The organism is Ruegeria sp. HU-ET01832, assembly GCF_040371315.1.
Lineage (GTDB): Bacteria > Pseudomonadota > Alphaproteobacteria > Rhodobacterales > Rhodobacteraceae > Ruegeria > Ruegeria lacuscaerulensis_A.
This window is the reverse complement of sequence record NZ_BAABWL010000004.1, coordinates 60,889-77,609: the sequence shown is the minus strand read 5'-3', so window position 1 is coordinate 77,609 and position 16,721 is coordinate 60,889. Positions and strand designations below refer to the sequence as shown.

Annotated in this window: 14 protein-coding genes; 6 read left to right on the top strand and 8 right to left on the bottom strand. The window is 58.7% G+C overall.

Translation table 11 applies throughout. The features are described 5' to 3' along the window. From addA to regB, 7 genes are all read right to left on the bottom strand, one after another. Positions 1 to 3,360: a double-strand break repair helicase AddA gene (addA, locus tag ABWV79_RS13105; protein ID WP_353392499.1), complete on the bottom strand. Its 3,360-nt coding sequence runs from the start codon at positions 3,358 to 3,360 to the stop codon at positions 1 to 3. After that, on the bottom strand, positions 3,357 to 6,284 hold the full coding sequence (gene addB, locus ABWV79_RS13100; protein WP_353392498.1) for a double-strand break repair protein AddB: 2,928 nt from the start codon (positions 6,282 to 6,284) through the stop codon (positions 3,357 to 3,359). Before addB ends, addA begins: the two co-directional genes overlap by 4 nt. Next, a complete protein-coding gene (locus ABWV79_RS13095) occupies positions 6,277 to 6,963 on the bottom strand; it encodes a nucleotidyltransferase family protein (protein WP_353392496.1) in 687 nt (228 codons plus the stop codon). Before ABWV79_RS13095 ends, addB begins: the two co-directional genes overlap by 8 nt. Next, positions 6,960 to 7,964: an aminoglycoside phosphotransferase family protein gene (locus ABWV79_RS13090; protein WP_353392494.1), complete on the bottom strand. Its 1,005-nt coding sequence runs from the start codon at positions 7,962 to 7,964 to the stop codon at positions 6,960 to 6,962. Before ABWV79_RS13090 ends, ABWV79_RS13095 begins: the two co-directional genes overlap by 4 nt. Continuing rightward, positions 7,961 to 8,434, bottom strand: coding sequence for a tRNA (adenosine(37)-N6)-threonylcarbamoyltransferase complex ATPase subunit type 1 TsaE (gene tsaE / locus ABWV79_RS13085; protein WP_353392493.1), 474 nt, complete (start codon positions 8,432 to 8,434; stop codon positions 7,961 to 7,963). Before tsaE ends, ABWV79_RS13090 begins: the two co-directional genes overlap by 4 nt. A 41-nt stretch (positions 8,435 to 8,475) precedes the next feature. After that, positions 8,476 to 9,984, bottom strand: a complete 1,509-nt coding sequence (locus ABWV79_RS13080) for a PAS-domain containing protein (protein ID WP_353392491.1) — start codon at positions 9,982 to 9,984, stop codon at positions 8,476 to 8,478. Between the two features lie 64 nt (positions 9,985 to 10,048). Then, entirely contained in the window at positions 10,049 to 11,446 is a 1,398-nt protein-coding gene (gene regB / locus ABWV79_RS13075; protein WP_353392490.1) for a sensor histidine kinase RegB, read from the bottom strand. 93 nt (positions 11,447 to 11,539) lie between these two features. Here regB and ABWV79_RS13070 point away from each other — a divergent pair, with 93 nt between their 5' ends. From ABWV79_RS13070 to ABWV79_RS13060, 3 genes are all read left to right on the top strand, one after another. Continuing rightward, the gene (locus ABWV79_RS13070; protein WP_353392488.1) at positions 11,540 to 12,160 is read left to right on the top strand and encodes an SCO family protein; all 621 of its coding nucleotides are present in this window, start codon (positions 11,540 to 11,542) and stop codon (positions 12,158 to 12,160) included. Positions 12,161 to 12,236: 76 nt separating this feature from the next. Continuing rightward, positions 12,237 to 12,791 carry an ActR/PrrA/RegA family redox response regulator transcription factor gene (locus tag ABWV79_RS13065; RefSeq protein WP_142637470.1) on the top strand — a complete coding sequence of 185 codons (555 nt, stop codon included), beginning with the start codon at positions 12,237 to 12,239 and terminating at the stop codon, positions 12,789 to 12,791. A gap of 165 nt (positions 12,792 to 12,956) precedes the next feature. Further along, a complete protein-coding gene (locus ABWV79_RS13060) occupies positions 12,957 to 13,328 on the top strand; it encodes a VOC family protein (protein WP_170355586.1) in 372 nt (123 codons plus the stop codon). On the opposite strand, the gene ABWV79_RS13055 is transcribed toward ABWV79_RS13060, so the two are convergent. After that, the gene (locus tag ABWV79_RS13055) at positions 13,325 to 13,918 is read right to left on the bottom strand and encodes an HD domain-containing protein (RefSeq protein WP_353392485.1); all 594 of its coding nucleotides are present in this window, start codon (positions 13,916 to 13,918) and stop codon (positions 13,325 to 13,327) included. The two genes, ABWV79_RS13060 and ABWV79_RS13055, sit on opposite strands and share 4 nt — an antisense overlap. A gap of 205 nt (positions 13,919 to 14,123) precedes the next feature. On the opposite strand from ABWV79_RS13055, the gene ABWV79_RS13050 reads away from it, so the two are divergent. The 3 genes from ABWV79_RS13050 to ABWV79_RS13040 all read left to right on the top strand — a co-directional run bounded on the left by ABWV79_RS13050 (position 14,124) and on the right by ABWV79_RS13040 (position 16,694). Further along, on the top strand, positions 14,124 to 14,444 hold the full coding sequence (locus tag ABWV79_RS13050) for a hypothetical protein (RefSeq protein ID WP_353392483.1): 321 nt from the start codon (positions 14,124 to 14,126) through the stop codon (positions 14,442 to 14,444). A 101-nt stretch (positions 14,445 to 14,545) separates the two neighbouring features. After that, positions 14,546 to 15,934 (top strand): adenosylhomocysteinase, encoded by a 1,389-nt coding sequence (ahcY, locus tag ABWV79_RS13045; protein WP_353392481.1) that lies wholly within the window; start codon positions 14,546 to 14,548, stop codon positions 15,932 to 15,934. A 13-nt stretch (positions 15,935 to 15,947) separates the two neighbouring features. Next, a complete protein-coding gene (locus ABWV79_RS13040; protein ID WP_353392479.1) occupies positions 15,948 to 16,694 on the top strand; it encodes an extensin-like domain-containing protein in 747 nt (248 codons plus the stop codon). Positions 16,695 to 16,721 lie beyond the last annotated feature (27 nt).

Sequence of the window (16,721 nt, the reverse complement as noted above, 5' to 3'; positions counted from 1 at the left end):
TCAAGGTATCTGGGCGCGGGTCAGTGCTTGGGTCACAAGTTCGTGTGGCAACCACATTAGCTGCGCGGTACGGGTCCATAGGATGGCGGTTTTCACTTTTCGGTCGGGATAGATTTGGGCCATCGCTTGCGCATAAGCTCCCATCTGCCGCAAAAGACCCTCGGGGCACGCAGTCGGGACCTGTGGAACGGTGGCGTTTGATTTAAAATCAATCACCTGCACCTCAGTTTCGGTTACGATCAGCCGGTCAATCACCCCATGCATTCGTTGACTGCCCAGATCTGCGCTAACAGGAACTTCGGCCAGCGTGTTTTCCGCAAAGACTGGCCGCAAGTGGTCCGAGGTCAGAACGGCCTTTGCCTCTGCCAGCAGATCGTTGCGTTCGATGTCTTGCATATCGGGAAGTACTCTGGCGCAAAGCTGCGGCCAGTCCTGATATGGTGCGCTGGGCAGGTGTTCCAGCAACAGATGCAGGCGGGTGCCCCTGAGTTTGGCGGCCTCTTCATCCTGCCCCGCATCACCCGGCAGTGCCTTGGCTCCACCCAGATTAGAAGGGCTGAGCGTCTCGGACTGCGGCAAAGGCGGCGCGGCGGGGGATTCAAACATTGCGGGCAGATCAGTCTGCGTGGTTTCGGCCTGTTCCTGTTCGACAAGCGACAGCGCGTCCCAATTCCCATGCGACAGGCGCAGAGTTTCCGAGCCCGGCAATTGCGCGGCCCCTGCCCGCGCCATTGCCGCCGCGACCATCTGATACCAGCTGGTGACATCCTTGCCGACATCGCCCGCAGCCCCGACGATCAGCCACTTTTCTGCCCGTGTCAGAGCCACATAGAGCAATCTCAGGCGCTCATTCTCTTCCCGCGCGCGGGCCTCAGACCGGGCCTGTGCGATCAACGCGGGTGAGGCATCCGCGGGCACTTTCCACAAAGGCACCCCCTCGCCCACCATGATCTCGGCATCGCGGGGGGCTTGACGTTTTCCGGTATCGGGCAGGATCACGATCGGAGCCTCCAGCCCCTTGGAGCCATGCACTGTCATCACCCGGATCATGTTGCCGACACCGCTCATCTGCCGTTTGATTTCCAGATCGTCGGTTTGCATCCAGACCAGAAAGCCGGTCAGGCTGGGAATATCCGTGCGCTCATAAGCTAGGGCCTGCGACAGCAGCGCGTTGATCCCGTCTTCGGCCTCGGCCCCCAGACGACCCAGCAATTTGCGCCGTCCGTCATGGCGAGTCAGGATGCGTTCGATCAGGTCATAGGGGCGCAGAAAGTCGATCTGGCCGCGCAGGTCATTCAGAATCTCAAGCGTTTCGGGGAAATCCTCGGCCCGGTGGCGCAGGGCGGCCCATAGGAACTGCTCGGACCGCCGGTGTGCCAAATCGAATAGCTGCTGCTCGGTCCACCCGAATAACGGTGATTTCAGCACAGTGGCCAGCGACAGACTGTCTTCGGGCGTGGTCAGAAAGCTGAGCAGAGCGGCCAGATCTTTCACCGCCAGTTCCGCCCCGACCTTCAGCCGGTCGGCCCCGGCGATGGGCAGATTGGCGGCCTTGCAGGCGCGGATGATCTCGGCAAACAGATCGGACCGGCGCTGCACTAGGATCAGGAAATCGCCCGGCTGCACCTTACGCCGCACGAACGCGCCGGGTGTGTCGCCATCCTCGGGGATCGTTTCACCCCGGTCGATCATCTCTTTGATCGAGTGTGCCACCTCTTCCGCCAGAATGACCGTGTGATGCCGCGCGCCGGGGCGATCGACGGGATCGGTCCAGTCGCCGTCCTCTTCGTCCTCGACCTTTTCAACCACCGGCCACAGATCGACTCGCCCCGGCAGGCTGGTCTTGAACGCGCGGTGCAGGGCCTTATCCTGAAACCCGGCCTCGGCGTGGCCTTCGAACAGGATATTCACCAAAGACAGGATCGCGCTGGACGAGCGGAAGGAATATTCCAACTCCAAACTCTCAAGTTTAGAGCCTGAATTGATCAACCGCCGCCCGAATTCCTGCTGCATCTGGTCAAAGGCTGCAGGGTCCGCGCCTTGGAAGGAATAGATCGACTGTTTCTTGTCGCCGACCACAAAGATCGTGCGCTCGACCCCGGACCTTGCCCCCTCGCCGCTGGTGAATTCCTGCGCCAGTTTCTCGACCACGTCCCATTGGTCGGGGCTGGTGTCCTGTGCCTCGTCCACCAGAATGTGGTCGATGCCACCGTCCAGCCGGTACAGCACCCATTCGGCCACCGCCGGGTCGTTCAGCACTTGCCGTGCGCGCAAGATCAGGTCGTCGAAATCCAGCCAGCCGCGCAGCTGCTTGCGGCGCTCATATTCTGGCAGGAACGCAGAGGCGAACCGGTGCAGCACATGGGTCTTGCGCGCCGCCACCAGCGCCAGCCGCTGTTCCCGAGCGGCCTCAATGCGCAGCATTAGCGCCTCAAGTTGTGACATCTGTCCGGCCAATGCGCCTTCGCGTAGGGCTTTGGTCGGGAATGCGTTGATCTTGGCGGTAAAGGGTTCTTTGGCGGCCTTTCCGGTCAGAAACACGCTTTCCAAGATGGGCAGACTGCTGATCCGGGGATCGGTGAACGCCGACAGTTTTGCGGCCGCCTTGGCGTTGTTGCCGCCGCTTTCCGTCAACGCGGGCAGGATCGCGCGGATCAGGTCGACCTCACCGCCCAGAAACACGCGCGCAATCAGGGCGTCTTCGTCGAACCCATCGGGCAGGTCGAACCGGTCCAGCAGATCAGCCCAGCCCAAGGGTTGCGCAAACAGGTTGCGCTTGTGGGTGATCGCGGCGGTCAGATTGTCGAACCCGGTATCGGTGACAAACCGCGCCACATCCTCGATCAGAGCGGCATGAGGGCCTTCGGCGAAATCCTCGACGATTTCTTCGCGCAGCAAGGCGGCGGCGCGGTCTTCCATCTCGGAAAACTGGGGGCTGACACCGGCCTCCAGCGGGAATCGCCGCAGAAGCGAGGCGCAGAAAGAGTGGATCGTCTGGATTTTCAGCCCGCCCGGCGTTTCAATCGCGCGGGCAAATAGCGTGCGGGCTTGTGCCAGACGGTCGGGATCAATCCGGCCGGGGACGCCCAGATCGGTCAGTTGCGCCAGCAGCGCCTTGTCACCCAGCATCGCCCATTCGCCCAGCCGTTTGAACAGACGGTTCTGCATCTCACTGGCGGCGGCTTTGGTGTAGGTCAGGCACAAGATGTGCTGCGGCTGCACCCCGTCCAGCAGTAACCGCGCCACCCTGTCGGTCAGAACCCGCGTTTTGCCCGAGCCCGCATTTGCCGCCAGCCAGGTCGAGGCATCGGGCCGCGCTGCCTGCACCTGCCGTTCGGTCGCGTCGTTGCGGGCGCTCATGTCAGATCCTCGGGCTTGGTGTCTGCGGTGCGGTCCCATTCGCCGAACCGGGCCAGATGGTCGTAATCGCCAGAGTCGGTGTCTTTGTGCAGCATCCGACGCGAGGAAAAGCCTTGGTTAGGCTCTAAATAAGCCGAAATCAGCTCTTTTAGCTCGGTCAACACCTTGTCCGTCGGTTCTTTCGCCAACGGTGCGGGCACTTCTTTGTAGCTGCCGCCCATGCCGATAAACACCGCCTCAGCCACGGGCAGAGGGTCAAAACCCTCGATCCCGCCCTGCTCGGCCATGGCGGCTTCGATCAGCAGTTGCTTGTCAAATTTGGACTGCTGGCTTTCGGTCGGAGGCGCACCGGTTTTGTAATCCACCAGCCGCAGCGCGCCCCGGCTGTTCAGGTCGATCCGGTCAGCGCGGCCTGCAATGGTGAAATCCAGCGGCTTTAGCACCAGTTTCATCGCGGCTTCGAACGCCACCGGCCCGCCATCGCCACGCCGGGCAGTTTCGGCACTTAGGAAGTCGTCGGCAATCCGTTCCAGCCGCGCCAGCCACAATTTGCGGGCAGTCGGCCATGCCACATGCTGATCCAACAGGGTTTCGGCGCGTTTCAGGAAATTCTCGCGGGTCAGCAGTGCGGTGTCCAACACGCTGTCCTTGACGAAATGTTCCAGAATCTCGTGGATCACGATGCCACGCAATAACGCATCGGGGGCCTGCACCAACGGGTCCAGAGGCCGCAGCCGCAGCACATGTTTGGCGTAAATCGCATAAGGGTCCCGTATCAGGCGCTTGATCTCGGTCACGCTCAGGCGACGCGGGCGCGACGCGATCGGTGGGCGCGGGGACGGGCGCGACGCCGCCGAAATTTCGGGCGCGATTTCAAGTTGTTCCGACCAGCTCAGCCATTTCTGCCCGCGCCCGCGCATGGCCGAAAGGGCGGCTCGACCGCCCTGTTCCGGCAGGCCCTGCAACAGGTTCGTCAAACGGTTCAACCAGCGCGACGGCACGGTTTCGGCATCATCGGATCGGGTGGCCCGGGTCAGCCAGACCTCGGGCGCGCCGATGGCCTGTTGGAAATCATGCGCCGACAGACCAATCCGCCGTTCGGGCAACAACAATCCGGCCTTGGCGCGCATCTGGCGGTTCAGCCAGGGATCAGGGCTGGGGGCTTCGGGCCAACTGCCTTCGTTCAATCCGCCAAGAATCAGCAGATCGGCCCCCTGCACCCGCGCCTCAAGCGTGCCCCAGATCATGATATGGGGATGCGGTGCGTCGCGATCCCGTACCTCTTCGCCTGACAGCAATGCACCCAGCAAATCCGCAAAGTCATGCGCCGTCATCGGACCACCATGACCAGCTTCTTCCGTAAGTGCGGTCAGAACCGACAAAGCCTTTTGCCCTGCGTTCTTGTCCCAAAGCGTACCGGGACCCCCGGTATTTCCCGCTGAAATCGCTTCGGCCAGATCGCGCAACCGGATGACCCAGTCCGATAGTGGCAGATCTGTAGTCACCCGTTGGTCGCAGAAGTGATGCGACACCCAACGCACCCAATCGTCCGGCACCTCTTTGCGGATCGCAAACGCGGTCAGGCTGCGGCTGTCCGGGAACGGAGGTCCATGCCGCCGCAGGTCAAGCTCCAGATCGCGCGTGTGCAGCAGATGCGTGCCGCGATCGCCACCATCGTGGCAAAGGGGATGTTTTAGCAGTGTCAACAGGGCCTCGCCATCCAGCCGTCGCGCAAACAATCCGGCCACATGGCGCAGGAACCGCCCCGGTGGTGAAAGCTGCATCGGCAGACCTGCGCTGTCATCTGGCAGAATGTTCCATCGATCCAAAGCAGCACTGACTTGCCGCGTCAGCATCCGGTCCGGGGTGATCAGAGCAGCGGTCTGACCTGTCTCGGCCGCTTGCCGCAAGCGCAGGGCAATGGCCAGCGCCTCGTCCCGCGGCGATTGTGCCTCGACCAGGGTCAGGTCTTTCGTCGCGCCGTTCAAATCTGTCAGCTTGGGCCCTTCGGACATCCAGGCATCCGTGATGGGTGCCGGGCGTAATGCTAGGGAAACCAACCGGTTACGCGCGGGTGACGGAGGTGTATCAGGTGTCCAGGGCGTGACTTGATCGGGCCTCAGATCAAGCTGAGTTGTCAATTTGTGAAATCGGTATTGCGGGTGATCTTCCGAGGTCAGGGCATCGTCCAACCCCCGCCAGACGTGATCAGGCTGATCGAAGTCGTACCCCGGCAGGATCAAAGCACCCTGTGGAAGGCGCGCCACCGCCTCCATCAGCATCAGTGTGGTGCCGCGTGATCCGGTCGATCCTGCCAGAATGACCGGATGTTGTGGAGGTGCGTCCCGCCACCGCGCAATAAGGTTTTCGACGACGATGCGCTGCCGGGCCTGCGCGTCCAGCGCATCGGGCCCTGCGTCGATGAATTGATCTGCGATCCCAATAAAGGCCTGCGCGCGTGCCCAATGGCCAGACAAGTCGCTGACATCCAGCTGCCCGATTGCCTCGGGCGACACGCCCTCGCCCTGCATTTCGTCGATCAATGCGGCCAGACTGTCGGACAAATCGAACAGCGAAGATCGCGCCGCCAGATCAGGTTGTTGGTCCAGTAGTTTTGAGACCAGCTGTGTCAACTCCAACCGCCTGCGTAGTGCCGGAATAGCTGGCGGAACGCTAGCCAGGTCAACGCTTTCGCCCAAGTCTGTGACCAAGGACAAACGCGGCAGAAGGCAGGCTGGCCCTTGGTCGAACAACTCGCGCACACGTCTGGCCATTCGCCTTGTGTTTACCACCAGCTGCACCTTGGCCAATTCCTCGGGCGGATAGTCATTGCTGCGGTGACGCAACCCTTTCACCAAAGCGGCCGGAAAATCCGTGCCGGGGGGAACGGCAAATACACGGGGCAGACCGCTGGGGTCAAACATCCGCCAACATCCTTTCAGCCAGAGCGATCCCTTCGGGACTGCCCACATCGCACCAGCGCCCGGGATATGTCAGGCCAAACAACCGACCGTTCTGATGCATTCGGTCCCACAAAACATTCAACGAAAACGCCTTGTCCGGGATATCGGCCAATCCATCGGTTTTCATGATCTGCGCGCCACCATAAATCAGCCCCGGGCCGCGCGTGATGCGGCCGTCGCGATCTGCAGTGAAATCACCCTGACCCGCATGTCCATCGGCTTGGTCTGTTGGTATGCACATCAATAGCGCATCCATCTTTTCGGGATCCCAAGCATCCCGCAGCATCCCAAGTGGATTTGGCCCCGACCAGATCGCATCTGAATTCAGGGTGAAAACAGTACTAGACCCTAACAAAGGCAATGCTGCGCGCAATCCACCCCCTGTTTCAAGGATTTCGGGTTGTTCATGGGACAGCAAAACACCCTTGGGGGCAAGATGAGCCTCAAGCTGATCTGGAAGGTAATGCAGGTTGGCGACCTTACGAATTGGATCAAGGTCGTTGACCAAATCAAGCGCGTAGTCAATCAGTGGGCGGCCTGCGCATTCCACCAGAGGTTTCGGCCGATTCTTGGTCAGCGCACCCATACGATTTCCGAACCCGGCAGCAAACAGCATGATGGCATCAGGCGTGTCGGTCATGATTGTCTGAGCTTTGCAAGGTTTTCCGGTGTCGGTGAAGGTAGCCCATCACGCAACAGATCGGACACAGTGACCAACGCGGGATGTTCCAGATCGCGCATCAAGTGCGTCCATGTCGCGGGGATCAGGTCGACATATTGCGGTTTTCCATATTCCGTCGCCAATCGGGCAAATACACCGAGAATACGCAGGTTTCGTTGCGTTCCCAGAACGGCATATGCGGTGCGGAAATCGTGGTCGTTCACTCCGGTTGTCTGAATATACCTGTTAACCATCCGCATTTCGGTTCCAGGTGCTACATCCCGGCGCACATCTTGCAGAAGCGAGACCAGATCATAAGCGGGATGGCCCAGCATGGCTGTCTGAAAGTCCAGCAACCCAACGCGGGCAACGCCGTCGCGTTCAGGCAACCAAATCAGGTTTTCAGCGTGATAATCCCTTTGGACAACAACTTTTGTTCCCGCAGTTTCCCGGTGCAGGATATCTGCAAACCGGTGTTCGAACCGATCCCGTGCGTCCTCGTCATGCGATCCTTGAATCGACTGGGCGTATTTGGTGAACGACAGTGCGGCCAGTTCCGTCATCAAGGATGGGCCATAGGATGGCAATGAAAGCGTCGGTGCCTTGTGCAGCGTGATCAAAACGTCTGTGGCTGCCTCGTAGAATTCACGTTCCAACGTCGGAGATCGCCGCAGCACACGCGCAAATAGATCGTCGCCCAAATCCTCAAGCAACAAAAAGCCATATTCGGTATCTTCGGCATAAATTTCGGGCGCGCTAAGGCCGATGGATCGCAAATGGTTTGCCATTCGGACAAACGCTTCGACGGGTTCAGCCTGACCCGGTGGCGAGTCCATCAAAACCGCTGTCTTGCCGGTATCCGGATCGGTCAGACGCTCATAACGGCGGTTCGAGGCGTCCCCGGCCAAAGGCGCACGCTGCGCATTGGCCCACGGGGTTTGAGCGATCAGCGCTTCGGCCAGCACAGCTCGGTTTGTCATTGAGCGGCCTCCAGTCTGCTGGCCCATTCGGTATTTACCCACGAAAGGGTTATAAGGCGTTTTTCCACAGTGTTAGGGTCTGTTTCAAACGAAAGCGTCAAGGCATTTTCAGGTTGCATCGACCCGAGTTTGTCTGGCCATTCCACAAGGCAAATCGCTGTTTCAAATGCCTCGGTCAGGCCAAGCTCATCGACCTCATCCACTGCGCCAAGGCGGTAAAGATCACAGTGCCAGATTTCTCCGATTTCGGTGTCATAAACCTGAACCAACGTAAATGTTGGCGAAGGAACGTCTTCGGGGATGCTCATCACCGATTGAATAAGACTGCGGGAGAAGTGGGTTTTTCCGCTGCCAATTTCGCCTTCGAGCAAGAGAGTATCGCCCGGACGTAGAATCCGGCCCAACCGAGCGGCAAAATCTGCCGTCTCACAAGGCGAGTTGAAGGTGATTGCAAAGGGCGCGGTCGTCATGGCGCCACAATGACGTCGCACCGGTTTGCCTGCAACCCGGTTCAGGCGCTGATCTGGTGTAACTTAGGTTGAAGAACTGTTTTATCTTCTGTTGCAAACCGGATAATTGTCGCTCCGTTTTGCATCGGGCAGATTGTGCATTCAAGCGAAGCACCATTGCGCATACGCAACTCTGCCGACCATTCTGCCCGGTTGTCGCGCATCCCTACAAACTCTCGAATCTCACCGAAAACAGGGGATGCAGTACAAAGTTCCTGCCAACTGCGGGTGACATCCAGAACTGAATCGGCGTCAAAGCCCGAGTCTCCGCTGTCGCCCCACAGATTTTGATAGGCGTAATTGGTAAAGGCCAGGGTTCCGTCATCGCCAAAAACGGCGACCGCATCCGCCAGTTTGTCCAGAACCGATTGCATCAGGTCCATTTCTGAACGGAACCGCCGGGTTAGGGTGATCTCGGCCGTGATGTCTTCGAACAAAAAGGCGACGGCACCGTCGGGATGGGGGCGACCGCTAACCGAATAAACCGACCCTGAGGGCAGGGACCACGTTTCCTGATAATTCCCGTCCTCGGCAGCCTCAAGCAGGTCATTCATCTGACTGCGCCAGCTTCGGTAGTTCTTGGGTTCGGGCATCATGTGTTGATCCCTTAGCCGGTCGAAGAAACTGGACAGGCTTGGCCGGCAGCTGAGGAAGTCCGGGGGCAGGGTGGTGAGGTCAATTAGGGCCGGGTTGAATAGGGCCAATTGTCGGTTGCGGTCGAAAATCGCCAAGCCAATTGACAGTTGGGCAAAGGTCTTGGTCATCGTCTGAACGAATTTGCGTTGGGCGGTTTCGGCGTCGACAATCGCGTTGATGTCGACGGCGTAACATAAGTGCCCCTCTGGATGGTGGACCCGTGTCAGATCGAACCAAAGCTTGATTTCGCTGCCGTCCGACGAAATTGAAACCCGCGTCTTTCCACCCAGTCGGGCATCTTCTTCGGATCCGGGAAACAACGGCGCGGTCAGATCCGTATCCTGACCCCGCACCTTGCGAACCAACGAAATATAGGCTGCGTTGCACCAACGAAATGTGTCTTGTTCATCCAGTAACCAGACGGGATACGGCGCGCGTTCCATTGCCAGGCGGATTGGATCGTTCGCTTCACGGTTGATGGTGGCAGGGCAGATGCTGTTTTCACGTAACTGAACCCTGACTATGCCGTCGATCCATTCGCACATGACGTCACGCTCGACCGTGCAGTCTATGGCGGGGATGATCAGATTACCCTCCTGTCGGATGCAGTCCGGAGTTTCGGGAAATGTGGGAAAGTCTCGCTGCAGTAAACGGCGCAGGTCGTGCCAGGACCGGACTTCTTCGAACCCTTCTAGCGCGATATCCGAGTGGCTGATCAGACGTTGATCGTCGAACAAAAACACCGCGTCAAACAAGGACGTGGGCGAGGATAGGCCGAAATTGTCACCCCTGTGCCGACGGCGCGGCAGCAGCCATTGCACCGCAAGGCCGGCAGAGACCAAGCTGATGACAGCCAGAATGAACCAGTCGACCATGAACGCCCCGCAACAGAAATTACGAAACCGGATTATGGTTACCAATGGTTAACGGGGTCTTAACTCAGACCTGAATCCGTTGGTTCGCGCCAGACGGGACCGGGGTGTCTCCTTGTTGCGCATCAACCAGGTTTCTCGGCCAAGTGACCTTAACGATAGCCCCCCGACGTTCGGGGTATTCGGATAAGGTCTGATAGGGGTCTGAACCGTTGGCAAAATCCAGTTCCGCTCCGCTGCGCTCCAGCAGGGTTTTGGCGATGAACAGGCCCAAACCCATGCCTTCGTATTCCGGGCGTGCGCGTTGATCGGTTTCGGCGCGACGGCGGCGCATGAACGGATCGCCAATCCGCCCGATCATCTGAGACGGATATCCGCGCCCGTCATCCATGATGCTGACAATGATCTGATCAGAGCTCCATTCCGCCTCGACCCAAACGTTCGCGCGGGCAAAATCCACCGCATTCTGGATTAGGTTCCGCAACCCGTGAATGATTTCGGGCTTGCGCAGGATCGAGGGTTGCTGAACATCCCCGTCATCCGCAGGGCCTTCGGTAAAATGGACGGTTTTGCCCCGGTGAATGTGTGGTTCTGCAGCCTCGTTCACCACGGTTGAAAGAGGGGCTTGCCGCAGATGCAGATCATCCTTTCCGGCCCTGCCCATGTCGCGCAATATGTCCCGGCACCGGTTGGCCTGTTCTCGGATCAGCGCGGCATCCTCTTTCAGTTCGGGCCGGTCATCCAGTTCTTCGATCAACTCCGAGCTGGTCAATTTGATTGTGGCCAGCGGCGTGCCCAGTTCATGTGCTGCCGCAGCAACAACACCACCCAGATCGGTCAGCTTCTGTTCTCTCGCCAGGGCCATATGCGTGGCGGCCAGAGCCTCGGACATGGATTGAACTTCGGAACTGACACGATGTGAATAGGCACCCAAAAAGACGATCGCGATGACGATCGCGGCCCAGTTTCCGAACAACAGGATATCCGGGATTTCAAGATCCATTCCGACATCCGTGCGCAAGGGCACATGGAATTCGGCCAGCAGAGTAGTCAGAACAATTGCAACGACGCCAACAATCAACGTCGACCGGGTACTCATGACATTGGCCGAGATCGTTACTGGCCCCACAAGCAGCAACGCAAACGGATTGTTCAGCCCTCCGGTCAGGTACAGCAGAACGGTCAATTGCAACAGGTCGAACAGAACCATCAGGAAGTTCTCGAACTCTGACAAGCGCTTGTTTCTTGGGAAGATCAGGATCGCAGTCAGGTTGCCTAGGATCGAGACCCCGATGGCCAGATAGCACAGCATCACATCCAGCTCGACGTGATAGGTCTGTTGGGCGACGGTGATGGCTGTGATCTGGCCGATGATGGCAACCCAGCGCAGCAGGATCAGCGTGCGCAGCCTGATCCAGCTGCTGCGTTCCTGTCCACGCCATAATGTGATGTTGGAATTGGCCATGGGTTCACTATGTCCTGTTGCATCGGCTGATCATCTTGATAGGTGTCCGGGCCGAAACGATCAACAACCCCTCTGATCATTAGGATTGAAGTCATGGTCCGTCTTTATGCCGTTCTAGCCACCGTTGTTCTTGCCATTGGTCTGGGGGCCATGTGGCTACTGACCCGAGGTGCCGGATCAGATGATCAGTTCGCACAATGCCGGTCCAGCCAAATCGCCGGTGGCACCGCAGCAATCGGCGGCCCATTCGAATTGATCAACGGAGAGGGTCAGACTGTCACCGACGCTGACGTTATCACCGAGCCGACACTGGTCTATTTCGGCTATACGTTCTGTCCTGATGTCTGCCCGTTCGACATGTCGCGCAACGCCGAGGCCGTGGATATACTGGCGGGTCGTGGCCAGTCGGTGACGCCTCTTTTCATCTCAATCGACCCAGACCGGGACACGCCAGAAGTGGTGGCCGACTATGCCTTTAACATGGGTGGTAAAACCATCGCGCTGACCGGTTCGGCCGAGCAGGTCAAAGCCGCCAGCCAAGCTTACAAGACCTATTACAAGGCCCATGACAAAAGCGACGAATACTATCTGGTCGACCATTCCACCTTTACCTACCTGATGACGCCCGAGACCGGATTCCTTGAATTCTTCAACCGCAATGACTCGGCTGAACAGATGGCCGACAAGGTCGGGTGTTTTCTGGACAAACTGTGATCCGTTTGACCTTTGCAATGGCGCTGCTATTACTCATAGCTAGGCCAACGGCGTGAAATAGCGGAAAGAATAGAATATGGCAGACAGCTCTGATCTGGATATCGGCCCGGACAAATCCCTGCTTCTGGTAGATGATGATGAGCCTTTTCTGAGACGTCTGGCCAAAGCCATGGAAAAGCGCGGCTTCGAGGTCGAGACCGCAGGTTCGGTCGCCGCAGGCCGTGCCATATCCACAGCCCGCCCACCCGCCTATGCGGTCGTGGATTTGCGGCTTGAGGACGGCAATGGTTTAGACGTGGTCGAAGTGCTGCGTGAAAAGCGCCCGGATAGCCGGGTTGTGGTTCTGACCGGATACGGCGCGATCGCGACCGCCGTGGCCGCCGTTAAGATCGGCGCGACCGATTATCTGTCGAAACCCGCCGACGCCACTGACATCACCAACGCGCTGCTGGCCAAGGGCGACGAACTACCACCGCCCCCGGAAAACCCCATGAGCGCGGACCGCGTGCGCTGGGAACATATTCAACGGGTTTATGAGCTGTGCGACCGGAATGTGTCCGAGACTGCCCGCCGACTAAACATGCACCGTCGGACGTTGCAGCGGATTTTGGCAAAGCGCAGCCCGCGATAAGCTTGTTTGAGTCCTCGGCGCTGAGATTCAGTCTTTCTATGTGTTCTAGCCGGCAGTTAAGTTGCCGTATGTCGTCATGTGTCACGCCTTCGTGACTTGCACCTCTGCGACCTGAGGCCAAGTGTTCGCCTCGGGAAAACACTTAACAAGACAGGAACCTCTCAAATGATCGGTTACGTGACCATCGGCGTGTCAGACATGGAGCGCGCAAAGAAATTCTATACCGAGCTGCTTTCGGATCGCGATGCCAAGGTGACGCTGGATGTGGGGCGCATCGCCTTTATCGGCAACCAGCCCGGTGCGCCGATGCTGGCTGTGTGCGAACCCTATGACGGTGGTGATTGTGCGCCGGGAAACGGCACTATGGTGGCTTTTGCAGCGGATTCGAAAGAGCACGCGCAGGCGATGTACGACAAGGCGATCAGTCTTGGTGCCACTGACGAAGGCGAGCCCGGCCAGCGCGTGCCGGATGTGTTCTACGGGGCTTATGTCCGTGACGCGGACAACAACAAGATCTGTTTCTACGTCTTCGGCTAAAGCTGTGCCAACAGGGCGGCGTGCCGGTCAGTATAGGCGCGCCGCACCTCGACCGGAGGGCGCAGGACAATGTTCAGCCCCTCAATCACCGACTTGTCGGGGCGACCAAAAAACTTGCTCGCCTCGGCCTCGGAAAAGCCCGCGATCTGGGTGGCCTCCATCCAGGCGCTGATCTTGTCTGCCTTTTTGATCTGACGTTTCACTGTCTTCGGCACCGCAGCGGGCAGGCCAAAGCGGAAGTGGATCGCCGCCGCCAACCGATCATCCAACGCGCCATAGTCGGGACCGACGGCGGATTTGACCGGCGAGATCATGTCTCCGATCACATATTCGGGGGCGTCATGTAACAAGGCCGCCAGCCGCCATTTGACCGGCGCATTGGGGGCGATGCGGCCATAAAGTTCTTCGACCAGCAGCGAGTGTTCGGCCACGGAATAGGCGAAATCCCCTGCCGTCTGGCCGTTCCAGCGCGCCACAAAGGCCAGTCCATGCGCGATATCTTCGATCTCGATATCCACAGGGGTGGGGTCCAGCAGGTCCAGCCTACGGCCCGACAGCATCCTCTGCCACGCGCGGGGTTGTGTTGCCATTATGCCATGCCTCGTCCGTACAGCCGCGATTGCGCCTCAATTTTATGGTATGGTTTACCTGTCAAGATCACCAGCTGCCAACTTTTTCTTGAGCATTCGTGCTTTGAACAAGTGCGCGGTGATACCGACATCAAGTACCGAGGGGGGCGCATGCTTCTCCCGGTGTGCCCCTCTCGATTGAAACCAGAATCGAAAGGAGCTTGTTATGTTCAAGCGTTTATTTGGAGTTGCCCTGGCTTTTGGAATGGCCGCGACTGCGCCTCCGGCTTTTGCACAGCAGAACACTTGTGGGCAGCGTGATCACGTAATCGCCAAGCTACAGGACAGCTATTCGGAACAGCTAGCCTTTGGCGGATTGCAGAAATCGCGCGGCGGGCAATCGGTGATGGAGGTTTGGACCTCTGAGGAAACGGGAAGCTATACCGTTTTGGTGACCCATGCGAACGGCCTGAGTTGTATCGTCGCCGTTGGCACCGATTTTTTTGAGGCGATCCCCAAGATCAAGGTAGACGGCACGCCAAGCTGATTTTAGCGACAAAAATCCCGTTTCCGGCCATCTGCGTTGCCACGCCCATAAAGGGATGTTACGGGCAACCCGGAACAGTATTTACCGGAATGGAGTACCTGATGGCCGGGGACTATATCGTCAAAGACATTTCGCTGGCCGGGTTCGGCCGCAAAGAACTGGATATCGCCGAAACTGAGATGCCGGGCCTGATGTCCCTGCGTGCAGAATATGGCGAAAGCAAACCGCTGAGCGGCGCGCGCATCGTTGGCTCGCTGCACATGACCATCCAAACAGCCGTTCTAATCGAAACGTTGGTGGCGCTTGGTGCAGATGTGCGCTGGGCGTCGTGCAACATCTTCTCGACCCAGGATCACGCGGCAGCGGCAATCGCCGAGGCTGGCATTCCCGTCTTCGCCATCAAAGGCCAGACGCTGGAAGAGCATTGGGATTACCTGGACAAGTCCTTTATGTTCGATGACGGCCCGAACATGATTCTGGACGATGGCGGCGATGCGACGCTGTATATCCTGCTGGGCGCACGCGCCGAAGCCGGTGAAGACATCATCCCCGTTCCGGGCTCGGAAGAGGAAGAGGTGATCAAGAAGCAGATCGCCAAGCGTATGGCTGCAAGCCCTGGCTGGTTCACCAAGATGCGCGACCAGATCAAAGGTGTGTCCGAGGAAACCACGACCGGCGTGAACCGTCTGTATCAGCTGGTGAAAGAAGGCCACCTACCTTTCCCCGCGATCAACGTGAATGACAGCGTCACCAAGTCGAAATTCGACAACAAGTATGGCTGCAAGGAATCGCTGGTCGACGGTATACGCCGCGCCACCGACACCATGCTGGCCGGTAAGGTTGCCGTGGTCTGCGGCTATGGCGATGTGGGCAAAGGCTCGGCCGCGTCGCTGGCCGGTGCCGGTGCCCGTGTGAAGGTGACCGAAGTTGACCCGATCTGCGCGCTGCAGGCCGCAATGGACGGGTTCGAGGTCACTCTGCTGGAAGACGAAGTTGTCAGCGCTGATGTGTTCATCACCACCACCGGCAACAAGGACGTGATCCGCATCGAGCACATGCGCGAGATGAAGGACATGGCCATCGTCGGCAACATCGGCCACTTCGACAACGAAATTCAGGTGGCCAGCCTGAAAAACCACAAATGGACCAACATCAAGGAACAGGTGGATATGATCGAGATGCCCTCGGGCAACCGCATCATCCTGCTGTCCGAAGGCCGTCTGCTGAACCTCGGCAACGCCACCGGGCATCCGTCGTTCGTGATGTCGGCCTCGTTCACCAACCAGGTTCTGGCGCAGATCGAGCTGTTCACTAAAGGCGATGAGTACAAAAACGACGTCTATATCCTGCCCAAGCATCTGGATGAGAAAGTCGCCCGCCTGCATCTGGACCGTATCGGCGTGAAGCTGACTCAGATGGACTCGGAACAAGCGGCCTATATCGGCGTGAAGCCCGAAGGTCCCTATAAGCCCGAGCATTACCGCTACTGATCGCGGATCGGGTATGACGAAACGCACGGGACGCCGCCGGTTCATGCGACTGGCGGCGTCTTTCTTTTCCATCATCGTATTTCTATTTCTTGTTGGTTCTGCCGGATTCCTTCTGGTGACACACCCGAAGTCACCCTTGCCTGACCAATGGAACCCACTGCGCGATCTGTCGATTACGGCCCCGGTTACTCTGGTTACGCGGTTTCAGTTGAACCGTGCTCTGGCGGATGGGGCGCAATGCAAGGCGGTACTGTCTGCGGACGAAGTGGCGTTTGCTGAGATGGAGGATTTGGTCGTCGATCAGAATTGCGGGATCAGCGGACGGGGCCTTCTGTCGCGCCTTGTTACCGCAGATGTCCGAGGGGTCGAAACGCGCTGTACCACAGCTCTGCGTCTTGCCATGTGGGAACATCACGTGGTTCAGCCTGCTGCGCGGGACATTTTGGGCACCGAGGCGCGCGCTCTGCGGCATCTGGGCAGCTATAACTGTCGCCGGATGCGGACCGCGCAGGGGCAGGTCAGCCGATGGAGCAGTCATGCAACCGCGGATTCCATTGATATCGTGGGGGTCGATCTGGCTGATGGACGCACACTAAACCTGTTGCGCGACTGGCCGACTAAAGGGCCCGAATCCGAATTCCTACGCCAGATCGGGCAGGGCGCTTGTGATTGGTTCCGCGTGGTGCTGAGCCCCAATTTCAACAAGCTGCACGCGGACCACTTCCATTTGCAGGGGCCGGGCTGGGGCTATTGCAGATAATCCGGCCCCGAGAACCGTGGCCGAAGA